Source organism: Pseudoalteromonas sp. SCSIO 43088 (assembly GCF_023650795.1).
Lineage (GTDB): Bacteria > Pseudomonadota > Gammaproteobacteria > Enterobacterales > Alteromonadaceae > Pseudoalteromonas > Pseudoalteromonas shioyasakiensis.
On the sequence record NZ_CP072676.1, the window covers coordinates 707,986 to 730,765 of the forward strand.

20 protein-coding genes are annotated in these 22,780 nt (G+C 41.5%); 5 read left to right on the top strand and 15 right to left on the bottom strand.

The features are described 5' to 3' along the window. Window positions 1-11: 11 nt before the first annotated feature. From lacZ to J8Z28_RS20930, 3 genes are all read right to left on the bottom strand, one after another. Window positions 12-3,176 carry a beta-galactosidase, LacZ type gene (lacZ, locus tag J8Z28_RS20920; protein ID WP_250660550.1) on the bottom strand — a complete coding sequence of 1,055 codons (3,165 nt, stop codon included), beginning with the start codon at window positions 3,174-3,176 and terminating at the stop codon, window positions 12-14. Window positions 3,177-3,435: 259 nt separating this feature from the next. Continuing rightward, on the bottom strand, window positions 3,436-3,783 hold the full coding sequence (locus J8Z28_RS20925; protein WP_062565934.1) for a cyclophilin-like fold protein: 348 nt from the start codon (window positions 3,781-3,783) through the stop codon (window positions 3,436-3,438). Window positions 3,784-3,797: 14 nt separating this feature from the next. After that, entirely contained in the window at window positions 3,798-4,289 is a 492-nt protein-coding gene (locus J8Z28_RS20930; RefSeq protein ID WP_105173514.1) for a (R)-mandelonitrile lyase, read from the bottom strand. Between the two features lie 176 nt (window positions 4,290-4,465). Here J8Z28_RS20930 and J8Z28_RS20935 point away from each other — a divergent pair, with 176 nt between their 5' ends. Beyond that, window positions 4,466-5,380 carry an AraC family transcriptional regulator gene (locus J8Z28_RS20935; RefSeq protein ID WP_062565660.1) on the top strand — a complete coding sequence of 305 codons (915 nt, stop codon included), beginning with the start codon at window positions 4,466-4,468 and terminating at the stop codon, window positions 5,378-5,380. A gap of 107 nt (window positions 5,381-5,487) precedes the next feature. Here J8Z28_RS20935 and J8Z28_RS20940 read toward each other — a convergent pair whose 3' ends face one another. Together J8Z28_RS20940 and J8Z28_RS20945 are read right to left on the bottom strand one after the other, a co-directional pair. Next, the gene (locus tag J8Z28_RS20940) at window positions 5,488-6,450 is read right to left on the bottom strand and encodes an alpha/beta hydrolase (protein WP_058584162.1); all 963 of its coding nucleotides are present in this window, start codon (window positions 6,448-6,450) and stop codon (window positions 5,488-5,490) included. Between the two features lie 195 nt (window positions 6,451-6,645). Continuing rightward, the gene (locus J8Z28_RS20945; RefSeq protein ID WP_250660551.1) at window positions 6,646-7,833 is read right to left on the bottom strand and encodes an MFS transporter; all 1,188 of its coding nucleotides are present in this window, start codon (window positions 7,831-7,833) and stop codon (window positions 6,646-6,648) included. A 111-nt stretch (window positions 7,834-7,944) separates the two neighbouring features. Between J8Z28_RS20945 and J8Z28_RS20950 the strand changes: the two genes are divergently transcribed. Beyond that, entirely contained in the window at window positions 7,945-8,835 is an 891-nt protein-coding gene (locus J8Z28_RS20950) for a LysR family transcriptional regulator (protein WP_175080647.1), read from the top strand. A gap of 33 nt (window positions 8,836-8,868) precedes the next feature. Here the strand turns inward: J8Z28_RS20950 and hisIE are convergent, their stop codons facing one another. Genes hisIE through hisG form a run of 8 tightly spaced genes read right to left on the bottom strand, consistent with a single transcriptional unit; the run spans window position 8,869 to window position 15,936 of the window. Beyond that, the gene (gene hisIE / locus J8Z28_RS20955; protein ID WP_062565657.1) at window positions 8,869-9,483 is read right to left on the bottom strand and encodes a bifunctional phosphoribosyl-AMP cyclohydrolase/phosphoribosyl-ATP diphosphatase HisIE; all 615 of its coding nucleotides are present in this window, start codon (window positions 9,481-9,483) and stop codon (window positions 8,869-8,871) included. Continuing rightward, on the bottom strand, window positions 9,474-10,253 hold the full coding sequence (gene hisF, locus J8Z28_RS20960; RefSeq protein WP_250660552.1) for an imidazole glycerol phosphate synthase subunit HisF: 780 nt from the start codon (window positions 10,251-10,253) through the stop codon (window positions 9,474-9,476). The genes hisIE and hisF overlap by 10 nt, the downstream gene beginning before the upstream one ends. Continuing rightward, window positions 10,235-10,969 (bottom strand): 1-(5-phosphoribosyl)-5-[(5-phosphoribosylamino)methylideneamino] imidazole-4-carboxamide isomerase, encoded by a 735-nt coding sequence (locus J8Z28_RS20965; protein ID WP_063529097.1) that lies wholly within the window; start codon window positions 10,967-10,969, stop codon window positions 10,235-10,237. Before J8Z28_RS20965 ends, hisF begins: the two co-directional genes overlap by 19 nt. Window positions 10,970-10,996: 27 nt before the next feature. Further along, a complete protein-coding gene (hisH, locus tag J8Z28_RS20970) occupies window positions 10,997-11,587 on the bottom strand; it encodes an imidazole glycerol phosphate synthase subunit HisH (protein ID WP_062565654.1) in 591 nt (196 codons plus the stop codon). Then, the gene (hisB, locus tag J8Z28_RS20975; protein ID WP_054563884.1) at window positions 11,584-12,645 is read right to left on the bottom strand and encodes a bifunctional histidinol-phosphatase/imidazoleglycerol-phosphate dehydratase HisB; all 1,062 of its coding nucleotides are present in this window, start codon (window positions 12,643-12,645) and stop codon (window positions 11,584-11,586) included. Before hisB ends, hisH begins: the two co-directional genes overlap by 4 nt. Beyond that, a complete protein-coding gene (gene hisC / locus J8Z28_RS20980) occupies window positions 12,642-13,739 on the bottom strand; it encodes a histidinol-phosphate transaminase (RefSeq protein ID WP_250660553.1) in 1,098 nt (365 codons plus the stop codon). The genes hisB and hisC overlap by 4 nt, the downstream gene beginning before the upstream one ends. After that, on the bottom strand, window positions 13,729-15,030 hold the full coding sequence (gene hisD, locus J8Z28_RS20985) for a histidinol dehydrogenase (RefSeq protein ID WP_250660554.1): 1,302 nt from the start codon (window positions 15,028-15,030) through the stop codon (window positions 13,729-13,731). Before hisD ends, hisC begins: the two co-directional genes overlap by 11 nt. A 6-nt stretch (window positions 15,031-15,036) precedes the next feature. Next, complete coding sequence (hisG, locus tag J8Z28_RS20990; protein ID WP_054563881.1) at window positions 15,037-15,936, bottom strand: ATP phosphoribosyltransferase; 900 nt, start codon at window positions 15,934-15,936, stop codon at window positions 15,037-15,039. 344 nt (window positions 15,937-16,280) lie between these two features. Here hisG and J8Z28_RS20995 point away from each other — a divergent pair, with 344 nt between their 5' ends. Continuing rightward, window positions 16,281-16,514, top strand: coding sequence for a hypothetical protein (locus tag J8Z28_RS20995; RefSeq protein ID WP_054563880.1), 234 nt, complete (start codon window positions 16,281-16,283; stop codon window positions 16,512-16,514). A 90-nt stretch (window positions 16,515-16,604) separates the two neighbouring features. Continuing rightward, entirely contained in the window at window positions 16,605-17,570 is a 966-nt protein-coding gene (locus tag J8Z28_RS21000) for a sensor domain-containing diguanylate cyclase (RefSeq protein ID WP_250660555.1), read from the top strand. A gap of 27 nt (window positions 17,571-17,597) precedes the next feature. Here J8Z28_RS21000 and J8Z28_RS21005 read toward each other — a convergent pair whose 3' ends face one another. Next, the gene (locus tag J8Z28_RS21005; protein ID WP_250660556.1) at window positions 17,598-18,881 is read right to left on the bottom strand and encodes a cation:proton antiporter; all 1,284 of its coding nucleotides are present in this window, start codon (window positions 18,879-18,881) and stop codon (window positions 17,598-17,600) included. Window positions 18,882-19,106: 225 nt separating this feature from the next. Further along, window positions 19,107-20,186 carry a mechanosensitive ion channel family protein gene (locus tag J8Z28_RS21010; protein WP_250660557.1) on the bottom strand — a complete coding sequence of 360 codons (1,080 nt, stop codon included), beginning with the start codon at window positions 20,184-20,186 and terminating at the stop codon, window positions 19,107-19,109. Between the two features lie 388 nt (window positions 20,187-20,574). On the opposite strand from J8Z28_RS21010, the gene J8Z28_RS21015 reads away from it, so the two are divergent. After that, the gene (locus J8Z28_RS21015) at window positions 20,575-22,770 is read left to right on the top strand and encodes a M4 family metallopeptidase (protein ID WP_250660558.1); all 2,196 of its coding nucleotides are present in this window, start codon (window positions 20,575-20,577) and stop codon (window positions 22,768-22,770) included. Window positions 22,771-22,780: the final 10 nt, after the last annotated feature.

Below are 22,780 nucleotides of genomic sequence, written 5' to 3' on the forward strand. Positions count from 1 at the left end.
TAGATTTGAGGTTAATGGCTAAGTGGCGTTAACCTCAATTGCAAGCGGTAGTGTTGCTGAACTCTTGGCTCTAAACGGTAATTGTCATAAGGCTTAGCTCCCCAACTGTTATCACCACCGACACCACGTTGGCGTAAATCAATATTTAGCTCAGTCAATGGTCTTGGTGTGATATCGGTAGCATGGCGGTTTGTGCCAGTTTTAGGATAGTCAAAGTCGGCAACCGTATTATGGTGTGCAGTAAAGTCGAATTTTGGCTTTCCTTGAACTTTTAAACCAACCCCTTGCGAATTACGAATTTCAAGCCAGCGGGTATCGCTGCGATTTCCATTTTCTTGTGGACGAATATACTGGGTGTATAAATCGGCTACTGAGCTTGAGTAAATACCTAAATCCGCTGCATATTTACGGTCCTGATAGTTTTCCCAAGGTCCTCGACCATACCACTTTACAAAATCAAAGCCGTCAGGCATTTGTAGCTGTAACCCAAAGCGCGGCATTTCAGGTAGTCCTTTATCAAGGGTTGCTTGGTAATCAATGTCGACTTGGCCAAATTCTCCAACAGTGTAACTTATTTGGGCATCACTATTTAAACTTGGAAAATGAAGCGTGAATGTCACCTTTGCTTTACCTGCTGATGAGACAACATCTACATGCGTAACCTCAGCAAGTTGCGAGGCATTTTTATAAGCTGCAGCAGACTTTTCCCATAACCGGTTGCCATTATCTTTGTCGGTCATCGCTCGCCAAAAATTTGGAAATACACCTTGCTTGATTAGCTCTACTTCGTTTGAACGATAGCTCGAAAGTCGCCCTGTCTCTTTATTAAATATCAGCTTAGTTTTAGCTGTGCTAACTGTAACCTGTAGGTCAGATTCTGTAACCCTTAGGCTATCATCAGCTTTCAAGTGCGCAAGAGACAAACTACTTTGCAAAATAAATTGCTCGCTCGCGACGACCAGCCCTTTATTTCTAACGCCTTCTTCTTGTTTTAGTTTGAATTGAATATTGAGTGTATATTCTGCATTTTTTAATTGCGTGTAGTCATTGAGCTCACTAAGAGTAATCAACTCACTTTGCTGAGCGGGAGTACTTAATTGCTTTAATGAACCTTGCTTAACAACTAAGCCATTTTCAAGTAGCTGCCAGTGTGTATCGAGATAGCTTAAATCACGGAAAAAGTTTCGATTGCTGATCTTAAATTGGCTTGCTGAAACCATTTTCACAGCGACATTCTGATAAAGCTTTTTAACTTCAAATAAGACTGGGTGAGGTACTCGGTCTGCACCAATTAGACCATTTGCCAGATAATTATTAGCATTTCGTGTACCTTCAGGTTCAAAATCACCACCATAAGCGAGTATACGTTTGCCTTGCTCATCCGTTTTATAGAGACCTTGATCCACCCAATCCCAAATGCTACCACCTTGAACTTGCGAATGCTGGTAAACGAAATCCCATAATTCTTTTAGATTGCCTCCGCTATTTCCCATGGTGTGGGCGTATTCAACCCAAATGAAAGGTTTATCAGGGTAATTACCTAAGTATTGGCTGGTAATTTCATTTCGGTCAGCATACATCCATCCAACAACATCAGTCATGGTTTCTTTATACCAGTTAGCTCGGGTTTCGAATTGTACAATGCGATTGCTGTCTTTTGATTTGGCAAGAAGATAAGCCTCACGAATACTCGGGCCTGGGCCTATCTCATTTCCTAAAGACCACGAAATAATTGAAGGGTGATTTTTATCTCGTTCAATCATGCCATTTACGCGATCTAAAATGGCTTCTTTAAATTGTGGATCATTACCTAGGCTATCTTCTTCAAAGCCATAACCATGAGATTCAACATTTGCTTCATCGATGACATATAGACCATATTTGTCGCATAAACGGTACCAGTAGGGATCATTGGGGTAATGTGATGCTCTTACGGTGTTGATGTTATTAAGCTTCATTAACTCAATATCTTTACGCATACTTTCACGACCAATTGCTTGGCCATTTTCAGGCTCATGCTCATGACGGTTAACACCTTTAATCACAATTGGTTGGCCATTTACTAACAATAAGCCATCTTTTATTTCAACATTTTTAAAACCAATAGCTTCGCGAACGACTTGTTGCTCTTGCCCATCTTGTGTCAAAGTAAGCTGTAAGTCATACAGCTTAGGGACTTCAGCCGACCAAGCCGTGATGTCTTTCAATGTTGTATTGAAGTTAATCGTGTGTTTTTCTCCAGCTTCGCTTTTTAGTTTTTGTGTGTTTTGCCAAAGTAGGGTGTCACCATCGAAAATTGCACTATGTAATGTTGAGCTGCTAGCATCATCGTTCGTATTTTCTACAGTGACGTCTAAATTAAGCAAACCATCTTTAAAATTGTTAATTAGTGATGTTGCAGCATGGAAATCCCATAATTGAGTTTTTGGCACGACTTGCAAGAAAACGTCACGTTGAATACCACTAATTCGCCACATATCTTGATCTTCTAAATAACTGCCGTCACTCCAACGGAATACTTCAACAGCAAGTGTGTTCTTACCAGGCGAAACAACCTCTGTTATATCAAACTCGGCGGGGAGTTTACCGTCTTGGCTATAACCTAGTTTTTTACCGTTCACCCAAACATAAAAAGCAGAGCGAACTGCACCAAAATGAAGAATAATACGCTTATCTTGCCAATCATCAGCTATCGTGAAGTCTCGTCGGTACGAACCGACAGGGTTATAGTCAGGCGCATAAGGCTTATTTTTTTTAAAGCCATAACCATGATTAACATAAATAGAGTAGTCGTAACCTTGTAATTGCCAGTTCGAAGGAACTGGTGTGGTAGGCCAATCAGAAACGTCAACACTAGGTTTAAAGAAATCCATAGGACGTAAACTCGGTTTCTCAGCAAAATTGAAGTGCCAGTCTCCATTGAGCGTATGGTATTGTGATGATGCTTTGTCATCAGCAAGTACCGCAGCATTCTCTGAATTGTAACTTGCAAAATACGCACGATCTGCGAGTGTCCCGACAGAAAAAACAGCCGGGTTTTCCCAATCGTTTTTAGGACTGCTTGATACATTACTTTTATTTACTTTGGTTGAGTTTTGCTGACATGCAGTGAGTAGGAATGAGCTGCTTAATAACAGTAGCGGAAGTTTAAACTTGCCAAAAAGAGAGCGGTTCATTGTAAGTCCTTTAATTGTGTGTTCTTTTTATTGTTAATACAATATTACTTTTTGGCGTGATTTGTAAAGATGAAGCAAAAATACCAAAACTTATTGGCTTTTATTTTTTATTCATAAAATTCAGTTGGTTATGGTTGTGTAGGATGCTGTATGAAGAGAGCTCGGACAAACAGGCAAGAAAATGAGAGTATTAGGCAAGATAAAAGCTGCTTTTAGAATGCATAAAAAGCAGCTTTGCTAACTGGAGAGTTAGTATCTACTACAAGGGCTCTATAGTGACATCCGCTTGGCCTAAACTTTTAAAAAACTGACTATCGCCCGTTATTTTACCAAGTTTTATCAGACCATTTGCATAACTTTGCTGCTTATAAAAGAGCGCAAGGTTACCCCAAGGTGCGTAATAAGTAATGTCTCCTGCGTTAGCATCGGTGCCAGCAGGTAAGCCTTGTAGATTTAATTTCTCTGGTAAAGTGGCAATTTTCTCAGCATTGGCAAAGTCTTCTACTTTTAGAGTCAGTGGTAGAAGTTGATAAAAATGCTTAGCGGCATTGTTACTTTCTAGAGTCGCTTGCATAGTTTTGCCGTTACTGGTGAACTTTATTTGCATTTCACTTACCATCTTTACTGCTTTTTTAAATATTGCTTATCTGTTACTGGCTCTAACCAATCAACAACCTTACCGTCTTTTGACTCTTGAATAGCTAAGTGCATCATGGCTGTTTTATCTGTAGCACCGTGCCAATGTTTAACATTAGCAGGAATATGTACAACGTCACCTGGTTTTATAACCTGAGGTTGTCCGTGCCACTGATTAACCCAACCCATACCTGATGTAACAATTAAGGTTTGGCCAACAGGGTGAGTGTGCCAGTTTGTGCGAGCACCTGGCTCAAAGGTTACCATGGCACCAGCGGCTTTCGCTTCGCCATGAGCTTGGAAACTAGGCTCGACGCGTACTTTGCCCGTGAAATACTTGTCGAGCCCAGTCATTGGGTACTGAGTGCCATTTTTTTGCACTGTGATTTGCGGTAATTCTAAACGTTGTGAAGAGGCGTTTTCTGCATAACTAAATGCACTCATCGTTAAGATAAGGGTACCGATAATATACTTCATACTTTTCTCCATGTGTTTGTAACCGAACGAATCTTCATTTTGGCTAAAAACTGTGCCTTTAAAAAGTACAATGCACGCAAGTTATTGCCTATTAGTCCGAGGCGGCAAATTTACCACTGGTCAATATTGTATAACCGAGCGTATAGTTAAGTATCTTGAATTTAATTGGGTTGGTTATGCATTCAGATTATGATGCTATTGCTAAAATGAGCGCTGCTTTAGCAGATAAGATTGCGCCGCTTATTGGCCAGCAAGAAACCGCTGATAGCGTGATTGAGGATTTGTTTTTTTATCGACAAACACAGGCCGCCACCTCTTGTTCAATGTGTGTGGTTGAACCAAGTATTGCACTGGTGCTACAAGGGGCAAAAAGCATGACCTTGGGCGAAGATGTTTTCAAGTATGACCCACACAAGTACTTGATTACCTCAATTGATTTGCCTGCAAAAATGCAAGTTCTTGAAGCAAAAGACGACGCACCTTATTTAGGCTTAGTGTTAAAGCTTGATTTGGCTATGTTAGGTGAACTGATTTCGCAAATACCGCTCGACAAATTAAACAAGCAATCACTCAATAAGGGAATGACCTTAGGTGAGATGACTGAGCCACTACTTAACGCTTTTACACGATTAATTGATCTGGTTGATGATCCTGAGTCTATGTCAGTACTTGCGCCATTAATTAAACGCGAAATTTTTTGGCGTGTACTTAACAGTGAGCATGGGGCAGAGCTTCGCCATATAGTGTCAACAGGTAGCCAAGGGCTTAGAATTGCACGTAGTGTTAAGTGGTTAAAAGAAAACTATGATCAACCCTTGAGTGTAGAGGACTTAGCGGGTCTTGCGAAAATGAGTAAATCGACTTTCCACCATCATTTTCGAGATCTAACTTCAATGAGTCCGTTGCAATATCAAAAGCGTTTAAGGTTAATGGAAGCAAGAAGGTTGATGGTTGGCGAGAGTATGGATGCCTCAGGTGCTGCTTTTAAGGTTGGCTACGAAAGCCCTTCACAATTTTCTCGTGAGTATTCTCGGTTTTTTGGTTTATCACCAAAACGAGATGTAGAGGCGTTTTTAGCAACGGCTAAATAGCCGGCTACATATAATACCAATGGGCAATAATAGTTAATTAAGCGAATTGGTATAAAAAACGAATGGGCATATCCCTATGTCCCATTCGTTACCATGACACGTTTTAGTTAAAGACTTGCTGTGAAAAATTCAGCAATTTTAGTGAATGGAATTAAACCCACATCATCATATAAATCAACATGACCTGCATTTGGTACAACCAATAATTGTTTAGGTTCAGCAGCTAAATCATAGGCTTGTTGGCTAAACTCAAATGAGTGAGCGTGTTCACCGGCAACAAACAGTAATGGACGTGGTGAAATAGTCTCAATATCGTTAAATGGATAAAAGTTCATAAAACGCACATTGCTGCTTAATGTTGGGTGAGTTGTTAAATCTGCTGATGAACGCTCTGGTGTATATTCACCACGCTCAGTGCGGTAAAAGTCATAAAACTCTTTTGCAATTGGGTGTGAGCTTTCATCAATGTGATGGGGGCAGCCGCCAGTGTATTGTACTTCGCCACCAAGGTACTCAACATTACGTTGCTCTGCAGCCTCATCGAGCATATCTTTACGCATATCAAGATCAATAGAGTTGCCTAAACCATTGCGCGTTGCGCCACCCATGTCATACATACTAACTGTTGCCACAGCTTTGATACGTGGGTCAATTTTTGCGGCACTAATGATGAAACCACCACTACCACATACACCTAAACCACCAATGCTTTCTTTGTTGACGTATGAACGGCTAGCAAGGTAATCGACACCGGCACTGAATGACTCTGCGTATAAATCAGGTAGTACAGTATTACGTGGTTCGCCGTCACTTTCGCCCCAGAAGCTAAGATCAACTGCCAAAGTTACAAAGCCTAGCTCTGCCAGTTTAGTTGCATATAAAGTAGCACTTTGCTCTTTTACCGCACCCATAGGATGACCAATTACAAGTGCTGGAAGATTCGCACCTTTTTCTGCATTTTTAGGTGTAAAAAGATTACCGACTACATTCATTTGTAATTGGTTTTTGAAAATTACTTTTTCAAAGTTAACAGCATCGCTTTGGTAAAAATTATCAGTTGAGGTTGTCATAACACTCTCCTATTTTTTGATTAACAGGGACTGCAATTTGTTTTCACAATGCAGCTTTGATGAGGTTATTGTCGGTTATTTGTGCAGTTTGGCGTTATATTAGAACAGTCGATTTATTGCCTAAAAGTGTCGAATGTATCTTTATGTGCTTAAAATGAACATTAGGTAGCCCAAGTATGAGCACCTAATGATTTTTTAGGGTGTTTTTATAGTGAAATAGCTGGCAATGGCTGCAAAAAATAAGATAGCTGCGCTAACAAAGAAGGTAATAGGGTAGTCATAAACATCGAATAATATGCCGCCGAATGTTGAGCCTAGCGCTATCGAAAATTGAATAATTGCTACCATCAATCCTCCTGCAACTTCAGCATCTTTTGGTAAAGCACGAGCTACCCAGCTCCACCAAGCAACAGGCGCTGCAGTTGCAATTAACCCCCATAATCCAAGTAATACGATGTTGATGTTAAAAAGAGATATTTGATTAGCTAAACAAAATGCTATTAAAGCCATAACCGTAGGGGCAGCTATTAAGGCAAACGCTAAACTGAGTTTTATGACCTTACTGATCAATAAGGTGCCAATAAAGCCTGCAAAACCAATAACAAATAACACCATAGAGACTTGTTGGCTGGTGGCTTGAAACGCTGACTCTAAAAAGGGCCTTACATAGGTAAATAAAGTAAATTGCCCCATAAATAGCAGCGCGACAGCTAGCATACCAAAACGGACGAGTGGCTTTTTAAATAACTTAAATGCAGAAAAAGGTCCTTTTGATTGCTGCTGAGCTGGCATGCTAGGCAAAGCCTGCCATTGCCAAAATACAGCAATAGCGATAAATGGCACTAAACACATAAACGCGCCTCGCCAGCCAAGAACACTGCCTAAATAACTGCCAAGTGGTGCTGCAATTATCATGGCAAGACCATTACCACCATTAAATACTGCCAGTGCTTTAGGCACTTTTTCCTCGGGAACTAAGCGCATTGCAGAAGCAGTTGAAAGTGACCAATAGCCACCAATGACTAAGCCGATTAACGCACGACCAAGCATATAAACAGCGTAACTATCAGCTACAGAGATTGTTAAAGTTGACAGTAGCATTATCAAGGTCAGAGCGACTAGTAAGGTCTTTCGATCACTTTTAGCAAATAAAGGACTCATGAATAGACTTGTGATCACCGCAAAAAAGCCCGATATTGCCAACCCCTGACCAACCATGCCTTGACTAATTGATAAATCTTCAGCCATAGGTGTTAATAAGCTTACAGTCATAAACTCGCAGGCTATTAAGGCGAAAATACATAATGTCATCGCAAAAACCCCACTCCAATTAGCTTGCTGCTCGATAGGGTGATCATCTTGATAGGTTGAGTAGTTTGTCATGCTAGTCCATACAGTTAAATGTGATGGAGTATTTTTTCAGACATAGGTTGAATAGACTAGCTAATGAATACTAATATGCTTTATTAGTAATACTTATTAATAGGCTGGTGGATGATCAAACAAAACCTCAATGAATTGAACTATTTTGTCATTGTGGCAAGAACCGGCAGCTTTACACGTGCTGCGGCCCAATTAGGTGTGACTCAGTCAGCTTTGAGTCAGGCTATTCGTTCTCTAGAAGCAAATTTAGATATTCGTTTGTTAACCAGAACAACTCGAAGCGTATCACCGACACTCGCCGGGGAGCGTTTACTCAATGCAATCGGGCATCGTTTTGATGATATTGAAAATGAGTTAGAAGCGTTAACTGAACTCAGAGACAAACCTGCGGGTACGGTAAAAATTACTTGTGGTGATTTTATCATTCAGAACACATTACTCCCAAAACTGGCCAATGTATTAAAGCAATACCCAGATATTAATATTGAGTTTAATGTTAACTATGGCTACACAGACATTGTTGCTCAGCGTATCGACGCTGGTGTTCGCCTTGGCGAAACTATAGATAAAGATATGATTGCAGTGCCTATTGGTAAAGAGCTCAATATGGCAGCGGTTGCAAGCCCTGAGTATTTTACTAAGCATCCAAAGCCTAACACGCCAAAGGATCTTACTGCACATAATTGTATCAACATTCGCTTTCCGACTCATGGCGGTTTATATGCGTGGGAGTTTGAAAAAGAGGGGGAGGAACTTAATGTGAATGTACGCGGTCAATTAATCTTTAATACCTCTCATCATATTGTTGAGGCTGCGTTAAAGGGGTTAGGTATTGCGTTTCTACCTGAAGAAGAGTTTGGTGAGCATATAAAAAATGGTAATTTAATTAAAGTGTTAGCTGATTGGTGTCCCGCATTTCCCGGTTATTATTTGTATTACCCGAGCCGAAGGCAACCTTCGCCTGCATTTAAAATTGTGTTAGAAGCGTTAAAACAGCAATAGAGTGCGGTATTTAGATACCACACTCTATATTTATTACTTATGGCGGCCTTGTAAACAGTTCACCACATCAGCCAATGATAGGCCTTGGCGCTGCAATAACACAGTTAAATGATACAGTAAGTCTGCCGATTCATTGGTTAATTCATCGTTATCATGTTTCATGGCTGCAAGGGCAACTTCAACACCTTCTTCACCCACTTTTTGGCAACTACGGCTTAAGTCTTTTGCAAACAAAGACGCAGTGTAGCTTTTGCTCGGGTCATCGTCTTTACGCGAAACAATCACTTGTTCAAGCTCAGCTAAAAACGACAAGCTAGGTTTAGCATCATCGCCAAAGCAGCTTTGTGTACCAAGGTGGCATGTTGGCCCAAGTGGGTTTGCCAGGACTAATAGTGAGTCGTAATCGCAGTCGGTGTGCACTGAGACTACTTCAAGGTAGTTTTCTGATGTTTCGCCTTTGGTCCATAAACGCTCTTTAGAGCGCGAGTAAAAGGTTACTTTTTGTTTGTCGAAAGTGGCAGCTAATGCGTCTTGATTCATAAAGCCTTGCATTAAAATCACCCCAGAGCGTGCATCTTGCACGATAGCTGGGATCAACTCGCTTTTGGCAAAGTCGACTTGAGAAAGAGTGTCTTTGGTTAATTGCATAGTCTTGCCGCTACATTATTATCGATTAAAAATTGTTTTAGTTCGCCAATATCAATGACGTTCTTGTGAAATACGCTGGCAGCGAGCGCGCCATCAACTTGGCTTTGTTGAAACACATCAACAAAGTCTTGCATCGTACCTGCGCCGCCCGATGCAATTAGTGGAATATCGCACAGTGCACGCATTTTTGATAGCTGAACATTGTCGTAGCCTTTACGCACGCCGTCTTGGTTCATGCAATTGAGCACGATTTCACCAGCACCTAGGTCTTGCACACGCTTAACCCATTCTTCGGTTTTATAGCGAGTACGGCTTGATGCATTTGGATCGCCAGTCAGCTGGTACACTAAATACTCGCCAGTGGTTTCATCATAAAAGCTATCAATACCCACAACTACGCATTGTTTACCAAACTCATCGTGTAGTTCTTTGATAAGCTCTGGGCGAGCAATTGCAGGGCTGTTAATACTGATTTTATCTGCACCACGTTCTAAAACACGTGCTGCATCAGCAACAGATTTAATGCCGCCCGCTACACAAAATGGAATATCAATGTGGCGCGCAATGTTCTCTACCCAATTGACATCAAGAAGGCGTTTTTCGACGCTGGCACTGATTTCATAAAACACCAGTTCATCTGCACCGGCATCGCTGTAGGCTTTGGCAAGCGTTAGGATATCACCAACCACTTCATGGCCTTTAAATTTAACACCTTTAACGACTTGGCCGTCTTTAACATCTAAACAAGGGATTATGCGTTTTGATAACATGCTAACGCCTCCTCAACATTAAAGGCACCATCGAGCAATGATTTACCTAAGATAACACCGCCAACACCCAGTTTTTTCAGCTTTGCAATATCATCCAGTGAGCTTACACCGCCTGATGCTTGAACTTTAATCTCGCTGTTGTGGTTGGTTAAATCTTCATAAAGTGCAAACGAAGGGCCGGTCATGGTGCCGTCTTTGCTGATGTCAGTACACAGAAAATCAACCACACCAAGTGCCACGTAAAAATCAACAAGTTCGAACAAGCCAAACTCAGATTCACTTAACCAACCATGTGTTGCTGGTGCCCAGCCGTTGTCAGTTTTATTAACATCTAGTGCGATAACAAAGTGTTCACTGCCAAATTTTTCAATCCAGGCCTTTACTTGCTCACGCTTTTCAACGGCCATTGAGCCAATCACGACTTGGTTAGCACCGGTTTCAAGCCAATCAGCAACATCTTGCTCAGAGCGAATACCACCGCCAACTTGATAAGGAACATTTAGCGCTTTGGTTGCAGCTTGAATATGCTGCCACTGTTTTTTATTTGGATCGCGCGCGCCTTCTAAATCAACTAGGTGCAGCTTACCTGCGCCGCTATTTGCGTACTCTTGTAAGCGTGCGCCAAGTTCGTAAGGGTAAAATTGTGCGGTATCATACTTACCTTGGTATAAGCGCACAATTTGGTTTTGTAATACATCGAGTGCTGGAATAATCACGTTTATTTCTCTTATTTTTTGCTGCGCTTACAGCTGCCAATCTAAAAAGTTTTGTAAAAGTCGTGTGCCTACTTTGGCGCTTCGCTCTGGGTGGAACTGCATGCCTGCGTAGTTATCTTTGGCAACAATTGCTGAAAAAGCTTGCCCGTATTCACCGCTAACTAGGGTGGCATCGTTTACTGTGTGCGCAAAGCTATGAACAAAGTACACTTGATCTTGTGCTGATAACCCTTTGGTGAGGGCATGCTCTTTTAATACACTTAGGTCGTTCCAGCCCATGTGCGGTGAAGTTAATGTGCCCACATCTAAGTGCTTAACAATACCTGGAATTTTGCCAAGGCAATCAACATTGCCTTCTTCTGTGCTGTCGCAAAGTAATTGCATGCCTAAACAAATGCCCATCAACGGGCGCTGATATTCATCAATTGCTTGCTGCCAACCACCGTCTTTTAAGCGTTTCATGGCAACAGAGGCATGGCCTACTCCTGGTAAAATAGCACGTTCAAAGCCTTTTAGTTGCTCAGGTGAGGTGATCACCTCAGGCGTTTTCCCTAAGCGTTCAAAGGCAAAACGAACTGAGTTAATGTTGGCGCAACCGGTATTAATTATGGCAATCATAAACACCCCTTAGAACTTGCTGTTTGTTGCGAAGCATCTTTTGCAATCGCAGCGCGAAGTGCTCTTGCAAACGCTTTAAAAAGGCCTTCAACTTGGTGGTGACAATTACCATCGCTAACCGACAAAATAAGGCTCATGGCGGCATTATCACTTAAGCTTTTAAAGAAGTGCTCAACCATTTGTACGTCTAAGTCGCCGACTTTTTCACGGCTAAAATCAGCATTTAATACAAACGAGGCACGGCCCGATAAGTCAATTTGCGCTTCTGCTTTACATTCATCCATAGGGAGTGCAAAACCATAGCGACCAATTTGCGTTTTTGTACCTAGCGCTTGTTTAAGGGCAAGGCCAAGTGCAATGCCGATATCTTCAACTAGGTGGTGCTCATCAATGTGTAAGTCGCCAGTGGCTTGAATATTAAGTCCGATATTGGCGTGTGTACGAATTTGGTCAAGCATGTGGTCGAAAAAGCCAAGGCCAGTGCTAATTTCGCCATTTTTTGTTTGGTCTAAATTAACTTGCACATCGATTTGCGTTTCTTTGGTATTGCGAGTGACACGGCCTTCACGGTTCGCGGTTGTCAGCTTAGTGACAATGGCATCCCAACTGCCATCATACAAAATACCTTCGCAGCATAAGTTATTAGCAAGTCCGATATCTGTTTGGCGGTCGCCAATCACAAATGAGCGTGCTAAATCGACTTTACCTGAGCGCATCAGCTCAGTAAGTAAACCAGTTTTTGGTTTACGGCAGTCACAATTTTGCTCATCAAAGTGAGGGCAGATCAGAACTTCATCAAATTTAATCCCTTGGCTGTTTAAGATATCCATCATCTTGTCTTGGGCAATATCAAAATCAGCTGTCGGGAAGCTATCAGTGCCTAAACCATCTTGGTTTGAAACCATCACAAGGCGGTAACCTGCCGCTTGAAGTTGTAATAGAGCAGGGATCACATTCGGCAAGAACACTAATTTTTCTAGGCTATCAACCTGTTTGTCGGTGATAGGCTCTTCGATAATCGTGCCATCGCGGTCAATAAATAAATACGGGTTGCTCATGATAATTCCTGTTCTACTGTTTTGCTGGTCAGTGATAAACCATCTAACCAAATTTTTACTTGTTCTAGTTCTTGCTCGTTACCGATAGAAATTCGTAACCAATCATTTTCACCATATAAGGTGAAGGCACGCATCACGAGTCCTTGCTCAAGTGCGATATTAAATGATTGTTTGTCTTTTAGTTTTAAGGTGACGAAGTTACCTTCACCGCTCAGTACTTTGATAACGGCAGGTGATTGCTCAAGCCAGCTTTTCAGTTTGCCTTTTAAGCTATTTAGAATAGTCACCTGACGGCGCATTGAAGCGATGTTGTCACTACTTAATGCATCTGCTGCAATGCTCGCCACCACCGTTGATACAGGGTAAGGCGCAATCACTTTACGAATAGGTGCAAGCAGCTCGCTGTTGGCTAGCGTGAAGCCTGTTCTTAAACCCGCAAGTGCAAATGCTTTTGATAAGGTTCTTAGTACCACAAGGTTACTAAACTCGTTGATTAGGCTTGCCGCTGTTTGTTCTGGGCAAAATTCTATATAAGCTTCATCAACCACTACAATCGCTTTACCCGCAAGTTGTTGGGTGATTTTTCTGATTTTGTCTAAGCTTGTCATGCTGCCGGTAGGGTTATTTGGGTTACAAATAAACACCAGCTTTGAATCAGCAACTGCAGTGACAATTTCATCAACCGTGCCTTTTAATAACAGCTCTTGAGTTAAACCGTTAATCGCAATGTTGTGGGTATCAGCAGTGACTTTGTACATGCCGTAAGTTGGCAAAAAGAGTGCGATGCTATCTTTAGCTGGGCTACAAAAAGTACGTACTAATAGCTCAATACCTTCATCAGCGCCACGAGTCATCAGTACTTGCTCTGGCTCTAAATTAGCATAGCAAGCGTAACGATTGATCACTTGCTGAGGCTGCGGATCTGGGTAGCGATTTAAATCAGCTAAATTGATATTTGGCGTACGAGAATAAGGGCTTTCATTGGCATTTAACCAGGTTGTGCCTGTCAGCTTTTCACTTTTCGCCGAACTGTAGGCTGTAAGCGCTGCAATGTTATCTGGCAACAGCGTTGTTATTTTTGAATTATCGCTCATTGTTCATAGCCTCAAGACGAATTGAAACAGCATTAGCGTGAGCATCAAGCCCCTCTGCTGCAGCTAAAGGTAAAATTGCTTTAGATAATTCACGTAAGCCATTTTTACTGATGGTTTGCACTGTGTAAGTTCTAAAGAAGTCCAGTAAGTTTAAGCTCGAATAGGTCGCACTGTAACCATACGTTGGTAGTACGTGGTTCGTACCCGATGCATAGTCTCCGGCAGACTCCGGAGTGTAATCACCTACAAATACTGAGCCGGCATTTTTCACTAAGCTTAAATAAGGCTGCGCATCAGCAAGCTGAAGAATAAGGTGCTCAGGGCCATATTCAGCAGACACTGCAAAGGCTTGCTCAACCGAGTCGACTAATATCAAGCTTGAGTTAGCAAGGGCTTGCTCGGCAGTGTCTTTACGACTCAACTTTGCTAGCTGCTCTGTTAATGCTTGCTGTGTTTTTTCAATAATGCGTTCGCTGTTACACAGTAAAATAACCTGTGAATCCGCACCGTGCTCTGCTTGCGATAATAAATCTGCCGCAATAAACTCTGGGTTTGCACGCTCATCAGCAATCACTAGCACTTCAGAAGGGCCCGCTGGCATATCAATCGCCATGCCCGGAATAGTTTGCGCAACAAGTTGTTTTGCCATGGTGACAAAGCTATTTCCCGGGCCAAAAATCTTGTTCACCTTAGGCACTGATTCTGTACCGTATGCCATTGCTGCAATCGCTCCGGCGCCGCCACTTTCTACAATGGTTTTAATACCACATAGTTTTGCCGCATATAAAATGGCTGGGTTGATAGTTTCATCGGCTTTTACAGGTGTAGTAAGCACAACGGTTTGTGCACCACTTAACTGTGCAAGTACCCCTTGCATAATCACTGACGATGGCAGTGGCGCACTGCCACCTGGCACGTAAATGCCTACCGCTTCAATGGCTTGATATTTAAGTTCACACAATACGCCAGGTTGCGTTGTTAACTTAATGTCTTTTGGTAATTGTGCTTGGTGAAAACGTTTTACATTGGCATAGGCCGTTTCGATGGCGGCTTTTAACTCGTTTGATAATAACTGCTCAGCTTGATTAATTTCTTCAATTGGCACTAATAAGCGAGGTGTTTCGCGCTTATCAAACTCTTTTGCCATTTTTAATAACGCTGCGTCACCCTCAGTTTTAACTGCATTTAAGATGTCGATACAAATTGCTTCAACCTCTTTACTTGCAGTAATAGCAGGGCGGGTAAGAACCGCCTGCTGTGCTTGTTGATTTTCCTCATTCCAGCGAAACATGGATAATTACTCCATCATTTTTTCAATTGGCATAACAAGAATTGAGTTGGCACCCAGTGCTTTTAACTGTTCCATTGTTTCCCAGAAAAGGGTTTCGCTGCTAACCATGTGTAGTGCTACATAATCGTCGCTACCAGCAAGTGATAGTAAAGTCGGTTGGCCTGTGCCTGGTAGTAAGTCGCATACTTCATCAAGCTTTGCTTTTGGTGCGTGTAGCATGATGTATTTACTTTCTTTTGCTTGGCGCACACCACGTAAACGCGGCATTAACGTGTTGATTAAATCAAGTTTGCTTTGATCAGTAAGGTCTTTGTTTTGAATTAAACATGCATTTGATTCTAAGATGGTGTCGCCTTGCATTAAGCCATTAGCTTCTAAGGTTGCGCCAGTAGACACTAGGTCACAAATTGCATCAGCTAAACCAGCACGCGGTGCAACTTCAACAGAGCCTGTTAACATGACTGTGCTTGCATTAATGCCTTCACGTTTTAGGTATTGGCTTAAGATTTCTGGGTAGGTAGTGGCAATGCGTTTACCTTCAAACCAGCTTTTATCTTGTGGGCCAAGTTCTTGTGGCCATGCAAGTGCTAGGCGGCAGTAACCAAAATCAAGTTTAGAAAGTTTGTTTACTTCGAATGCCACGCCTTGGCGTTCGCGTTCAGCTTGAACTTCAACAAGTACGTTTTCACCAACGATACCTAAGTCACACACACCGTCCATTACTAGGCCCGGAATATCGTCATCTCGCACGCGTAGTACGTCAATTGGCATGTTGGTAGAGTGTGCGATTAAACGTTGTTCACGAAGATTTAATTTAACACCAAGTTGCTTTAGTAACTCTTGGCAGTCTTTTGATAAGCGGCCGCCTTTTTGGATGGCGATTCGTAAACGGTTGGTATTGCTCATTATTCATTTTCCTTTAATTCAAAAACTAAAAACCCCGAGGGAACCTCAGGGCGAAAATAAATAATTTGGTTGATTGCTCGCCAGAGGTTCCTTTTAGGAATAACCTCTCAGCGAAAAACCTGACAGGCTATTCCGGTGAATGATGGTGATGATGGATAGTTGTCAGATTGAAGCGCATAATTTTTCCTGTATTGCACTCGTTTGTGTAAACAAGTGCGAAAATCTGTTTAAATAAGTTACGTATATAGATAAACATGCTTTGCTAATCTTTGGCAAGCATTTTTTTGCGAAATTAAAGTATATGCTATAACTGCCGATAATAAATGGATAGATAGGAGGTACAAATGGATATCATGATCCCCTTTTTAGGTCGAATTACGCGCTTACAGTTGGAAAGTAAAGGTGCGTTTCATATTGCGGGCGTAAAAGATGCGAACGTGCAGCGAATTGAGCTTGAAAAGCGTCAAAAACGTGAAATAGAACGCCGTAAAAAAGCTGCAAAAAAAGAAGATAAAGGCAACAAAAGTGCCATAGAAGAAGATGAAGAGGGTAATAAACACCTAGATACATGGGCTTAATACTCAATATAAAATTTGTTTTTATGCAACTGTGCGGTTTTTTCTGCTAACGTTAAGAAACACTTGTGTTGTAACTTACAAGGCAATTCAATGGAACGACCCTCAGTGCCATTAAATGAGCAAGCTAGGCTTGAAGAGCTTCGCTCATTAGATGTTTTAGACTCTCAAAGTGAACCCGCCTTTGACCGAATCACTCGCCTTGCCCAGCAATTTTTCTCTGTACCAATTTGTGTTATCAGTTTAATTGACGAGCACAGACAGTGGTTTAAGTCATGTGTAGGGCTTGATGTAACAGAGACCGCAAGAGACATTTCATTTTGCGCCCATGCTATTTTATACAAAGACCCGCTTGTGGTTGAAAATGCTTTAAACGATAAGCGCTTTGCAGACAACCCACTGGTAATGGGTGACCCAAATATTCGCTTTTATGCGGGCTGCCCAATTACACTTAAATCAGGAAATAGAATTGGCACTTTGTGCCTTATCGATCATCAACCGCGCAGTTTTAACAAACAAGAAATTAAATCGTTAATAGACTTTGCTGCAATCGTAGAACGAGAGTTTGCAATCATGCAGTTAGCCACTACCGATGAGCTTACTTTATTGCCTAATCGTCGCGGTTTTATTAGCACAGCAGAGCATTATCTTGATTTGTGTATTCGCCAGCATTTAAAAGCAAAATTAGTGTTTATTGATTTAGATAATTTTAAAGCAATTAACGATAAATTTGGTCATGCAGCCGGGGATAGAGTACTGAGAGATTTTGCAGGATTACTAGAGAACAGTTGTCGCAAGGCTGATTTATATGCACGTTTGAGCGGTGATGAGTTTGTGATTTTATTTACAGATTTAAATAGCAGCGAATGCGACACCATAATGCAACGCTTATTGTTGTCATTCAGTGACTTACCTAATAGCTTTAATAACCAAGTTGAACTTGGCTTTTCTTATGGCATTGCCGATTTTTCTGATCAGCAACCTTGTTCACTGACGAAGTTACTCGCTGTTGCAGACGCGCGAATGTATGCCGATAAAGCACAAAAAAAGGCTCGATAATCGAGCCTTTAAAGTAAAAAGCAGTGCTTAATTTTTCGCTTCTGCGGATTGAATACTACTTTGGATCAGCGGCGAAATTGTTAAACCTTGTACGATAATCGAGAAAATCACTACCACGTAGGTGACAATTACAATTAAGTTGTGAAGGTCTGAGCCTGCAATCATTACTTGATCGCGTGGGATGGCAGCTGCCATTGCCAGCGCTAAACCACCCCGTAAGCCACCCCAAGTGAGTATTTTCACTGAGTGCTTATCGTATTGGCGATACTTTTTAAAGAATACAAATGGCGCACCTACACTTAAAAATCGCGCTAGCAACACCACAGGTACCATCAGTAAACCTAAGCCAATTTCTTCAAGAGTAATCGGCATAGTGACGATGAGCATACCGATAATCAAAAACAGCAAGGCGTTTAAAAAACTATCGGTGGCATGCCAAAAGTCTTTCACGTAGCGAGTATCTTCAGGTCCCGTACGCTCTGTTGCTTTTGAACGAGTAATATTGCCAAGTAAAATACCACTGGTGACCATAGCAAGCGCACCTGAGATTTCCCAAATATTCGCAGCTGCAAAGCCGGCTGTTGGAATGGTCAAGGTTAGTAGCAAACGAATGTTCACATCGCGGCTATTAATAATTAAAAAATGCCCGACTAGTGCAATCACGAGACCAAACACGATACCGCCAATTGCATCAACTAAGAACAATTCAGCAACGTCAGTAAAGGTGGCTTCGGTGCCATAAAAGGCCACTGAAAATATCGTTGTGAAAATCACCAAACCAATACCATCATTAAACAAAGACTCACCTTCAACTTGCACAGAAATACCTTCTGGGGCTCGCATTTGTTTAATAATGGCTAACACTGCAATCGGGTCGGTTGGGCTGATTAAAGCACCAAACAACAAGCAGTAAATAAACGGTACAGGCCAGCCTACAAAAGCAAACAAATAATAGCTTAAGTAACCAACAATGACCGTTGAGGTTATGGTTGAAAATAACACTAATGCGGTAATTTCCCAGCGTTGCTTACGAAGGGCTGCTAAGTTGATTTCCAGCGCACCTGCGAACAGTAAAAACCCGAGCATGCCTTTTAATAGCAACTGATTAAAGTTGATACTTGAGACAATTTGAGTCATTTCGAGGGCCGTGCTATCACCGAGCATTTTAACGGCAAGAATAAGTAGTAAAGAAATAACAACAGAGCCAGTTGTTATAGCAATCGTAGTTTGCATTTTGAGGATGAATTGGTTAGCAAAAGCAATAAAAATAGCTAATGCTGAAAGAAAACAAATGAGGTACCAAGCATTCATTGTTTGACCTTAAATATTTGTATAACAAGACGCAGAAAGCAGTCACTTTCTGGCCGCATATAGTACGCCTCTAAAATAGGTATGTCACAGTGTTTATGCGATTTTTATGACATTTTAGAGTAAAAATTCAAGGCGCTGATTGCATATGTATAATCGCTGTTAATAATGTCTCAAAAGAGACAAAATAAACCTGACAAAAGCGCAATTATGATAAGTTCAGTTAGGTCAATCAGCCTGTTTAAACTGGGCTGATTCTTGGCTGGTATTAATAGCTCTGATTGGGTAAGGAATAACAATTCCTTCTTCTGCGTAACGTTGGTGTAATGCTTTAATAAAGGCTGATTTTACCCAAAAGCGGTTAAAGTACTCTTTTGCTCTTAACATCACCGTAAAATTAATGCTTGATTGATCGAATGTATGAAAGACCACAAAGGTTTCGTAATCATCGACGCCCCATTCATGGCTTTTTAATATCTGCTTAGCAACATCTAACGTAACCTGCTCAACTTTTTCAAGGTCTGAGCCATAATGAACACCCACTTCAACGGGGACGCTGAGCTCTTTTTCTGGGTAAAAATAGTTAATGATGCGTGATTTAGACAGCTGACTATTGGGGATCACTATCATGTTATTTGGCAACATTCTTACCCAGGTTGAGCGCCAACCAATTTTCTCAACAAAGCCTTGATCGCCACTTTCAAGCTCTATAAAGTCGCCGACCCGAATAGGTTTATCAATCACCAACTGAACGCCAGAAAAGAAGTTTTCGAGTGTCGGTTGTAAAGCCAAAGCGACGGCAAGAGAGGTAATGCCCAAAGAGGCAATAATCGGAGTGATTGATATACCCAACGTGCCTAATAACACCAATAAGCCAACACACACAATTGCGCAGCGGATTAAGCCTTTAATGATGCTATGACTATTGGAAACTACCACTGAGCGGGCACTGTAATAATCAACGGTACCAAATAAAAAATGATCTAAAAATAACACTAAGGCAAAAATACAAATGGCTTTAGCAGTGGCCGCAATAGGTAAGGGGTGCTCAGCCATAAAGCCGGTGGTGTTTAATAACTGACCAAAAATGATCACAAGCACCATCATTGTGCACAAGGTCAATGGTGTAGACAGTGAGTCAACCAGTAATGAGTCGAAAACAAAGTCGGTTCGTTGGGTCCATTTCTTTAAGCAATAGATGATCACAAACTTTAATAAAAACAAAGCTGTGGCGGCTAATACAGTACCACCAATGACGACCAGCCATGGCTCATTTAGCCATTCGTTTTGTATCAGATCAGTAATCATGCTAAGTCCTTAAATCCTAGATACTTGGCATTGCTGCAAGTTATGTACCCAGACTTTTTTATGGATATCTAATCCTTTTAGCTGTGAATCAAAAATAATAAGGTGAGCAAAATAAAAACAAATAAAAGGTACAAATGTTTAATAAATGTTATTATTTTGTATCAATAAATTTACATTTACAGCTTGCCTATTAACAATTAATAAACTTAAAATTTATTATCCTACTGTTAATTAAGAGCTTTTATTTTAGAGCTAATACTTTATTTGTAAATTTTTTGTTTCATTTTCAATTTCACTCCATTCAATCTAGGCTGGTCACTAATCGGGAACAGTGCAGTCCGGTTACTAGGAAAATATTAAATACATAACAATCTAACGGAGCGTAAACGTGAATTTATCTAAAATCACATTAGCAACTCTTGCTGCTTTTGCATTGACTCAAGCAACAAGTGCAGTAGCTGCGAACAAGAAATACCTAAACGAACAAACAGGGATTAACCAAGCTTTGCAAACCAATGCGTCATCAGTATTGAGTGCAAATCCAAATCAGTTAGTTGGTTTAGGTGCAGGGAATGATTTAGTTGTATTAAAAGAAATCAAAACCAGTAACGGCAACACTACGCGTCGTTATCAACAAATGTATCAAGGTCTACCAGTTATCGGCGATACGGTTAGCCTAACATTTGATGATAATGGTCAATTAAAACGTGCACATGGTGCAGCGGTGTATGATATCGCCGCCGACATCGACTCAGTGTCTCCGGCACTTAACAAGAAAAAAGCAATGGCGAAAGGCCTTGCTAATTCACCTGCTGCAATTAAATCGGTTGGGTTAAAAAAGCATAATGAACAGTCACGTTTAGCAATTTGGCTAGATGAAGACAGCGTTGCACACCTAGTGTATGAAGTATCTTATGTGACTTATGGCGATAACCCATCTCGTCCGTATCAGATTATTGATGCCAACAGCGGTGAAGTTTTATTTAGCTTCGATAACTTACAACATGCTAGTGCAACAGGCCCAGGTGGTAACTTAAAAACGGGTAAATACATCTACGGTACTGACTTTGATAGTCTAGATGTTACCCAATCTGGCAATACTTGTACGATGAATAACGCCAATGTAAGAACCATTAACCTAAATGGTAGTACAAGTGGTTCAACAGCGTATTCGTTTACATGTCCTGAAAATACTTTTAAAGAAATTAACGGTGCGTACTCGCCTTTAAATGATGCGCATTATTTCGGTAACGTAATTTTTAATATGTATAACGATTGGGTAGGTACTGCACCATTAACTTTCCAATTAAAAATGCGTGTTCATTACGGCAGTAATTACGAAAATGCGTTTTGGGATGGTAGTGCTATGACCTTTGGTGATGGTCAAAATACCTTCTATCCACTGGTAAGTCTTGACGTATCAGCGCATGAAGTAAGCCACGGTTTTACCGAGCAAAATTCTGGGCTTATTTATTCTGGTAAATCAGGTGGTTTGAACGAAGCGTTCTCTGATATGGCAGGTGAAGCGGCCGAGTTTTACATGAAAGGCTCAAATGACTGGTTAGTGGGTCAGGAAATCTTTAAAGGTAACGGTGCATTACGTTACATGAATAACCCAACCCAAGATGGCAGCTCAATTGATCATCAAAACAACTATTACTCTGGTATGGATGTACATTACAGCTCAGGTGTCTTCAACAAGGCATTTTATAACCTTGCAACCACACCAGGTTGGGATACGCAAAAGGCGTTTGTTGTGATGGCTCGCGCTAACCAACTTTACTGGACTGCCAGCACAAACTGGGATTTAGCAGGTAACGGCGTGATGGATGCGGCGTGTGATTTAAGCTATGACCCAGCCGATGTTCAAGCGGCACTTGCGGCGGTTGGTGTGACTTCAAGCTTAAGTGCGGGTAGTAGCTGTGGCACAACTGAGCCACCTCCAAGCGGTGATGAAGAGCTAACCAATGGCGTTGCACGCACAGGGATCAGTGGTGCAGCGAAAGATCAAATGTTCTTTACTCTTGAAGTACCAGCAGGTGCAACGAATTTACAATTCAATACAACAGGTGGAAGTGGTGATGCAGACCTTTACGTTATGTATGGCGCAAAACCAACACTGAGCAACTTTGATTGTAAAAGTACTTCATCTACTAGCACAGAAAACTGCGCTATTAGCAATGTGCAAGCGGGTACTTACTACGTAATGGTAGAAGCGTGGAATCAAATTTCAGGTGTATCACTTACTGGTAGCTTTGATTCGGGCAGCGGTGGTGGTGTAACACCAATAAACCGTACTGAGTCTAACTTAAGTGTTGGCACAAATAGCTGGACTCGTTTCACGCAAGAGCTAGATGCTGGTTATTCATCTCTTGATGTGACTATTTCTGGTGGCTCTGGCGATGCTGACTTGTATGTGAACTTTGGCTCGCAATCGACAACATCTAGCTATGATTGCCGTCCTTATAAAAATGGCAATAGTGAAACCTGCACATTTACAAACCCACAAGCGGGTACTTGGTATATCGACCTTCGCGGCTATCGCGCTGCAAGTGGTGTAACACTCACCATTTCGGCTAACTAGCCACCCTTTT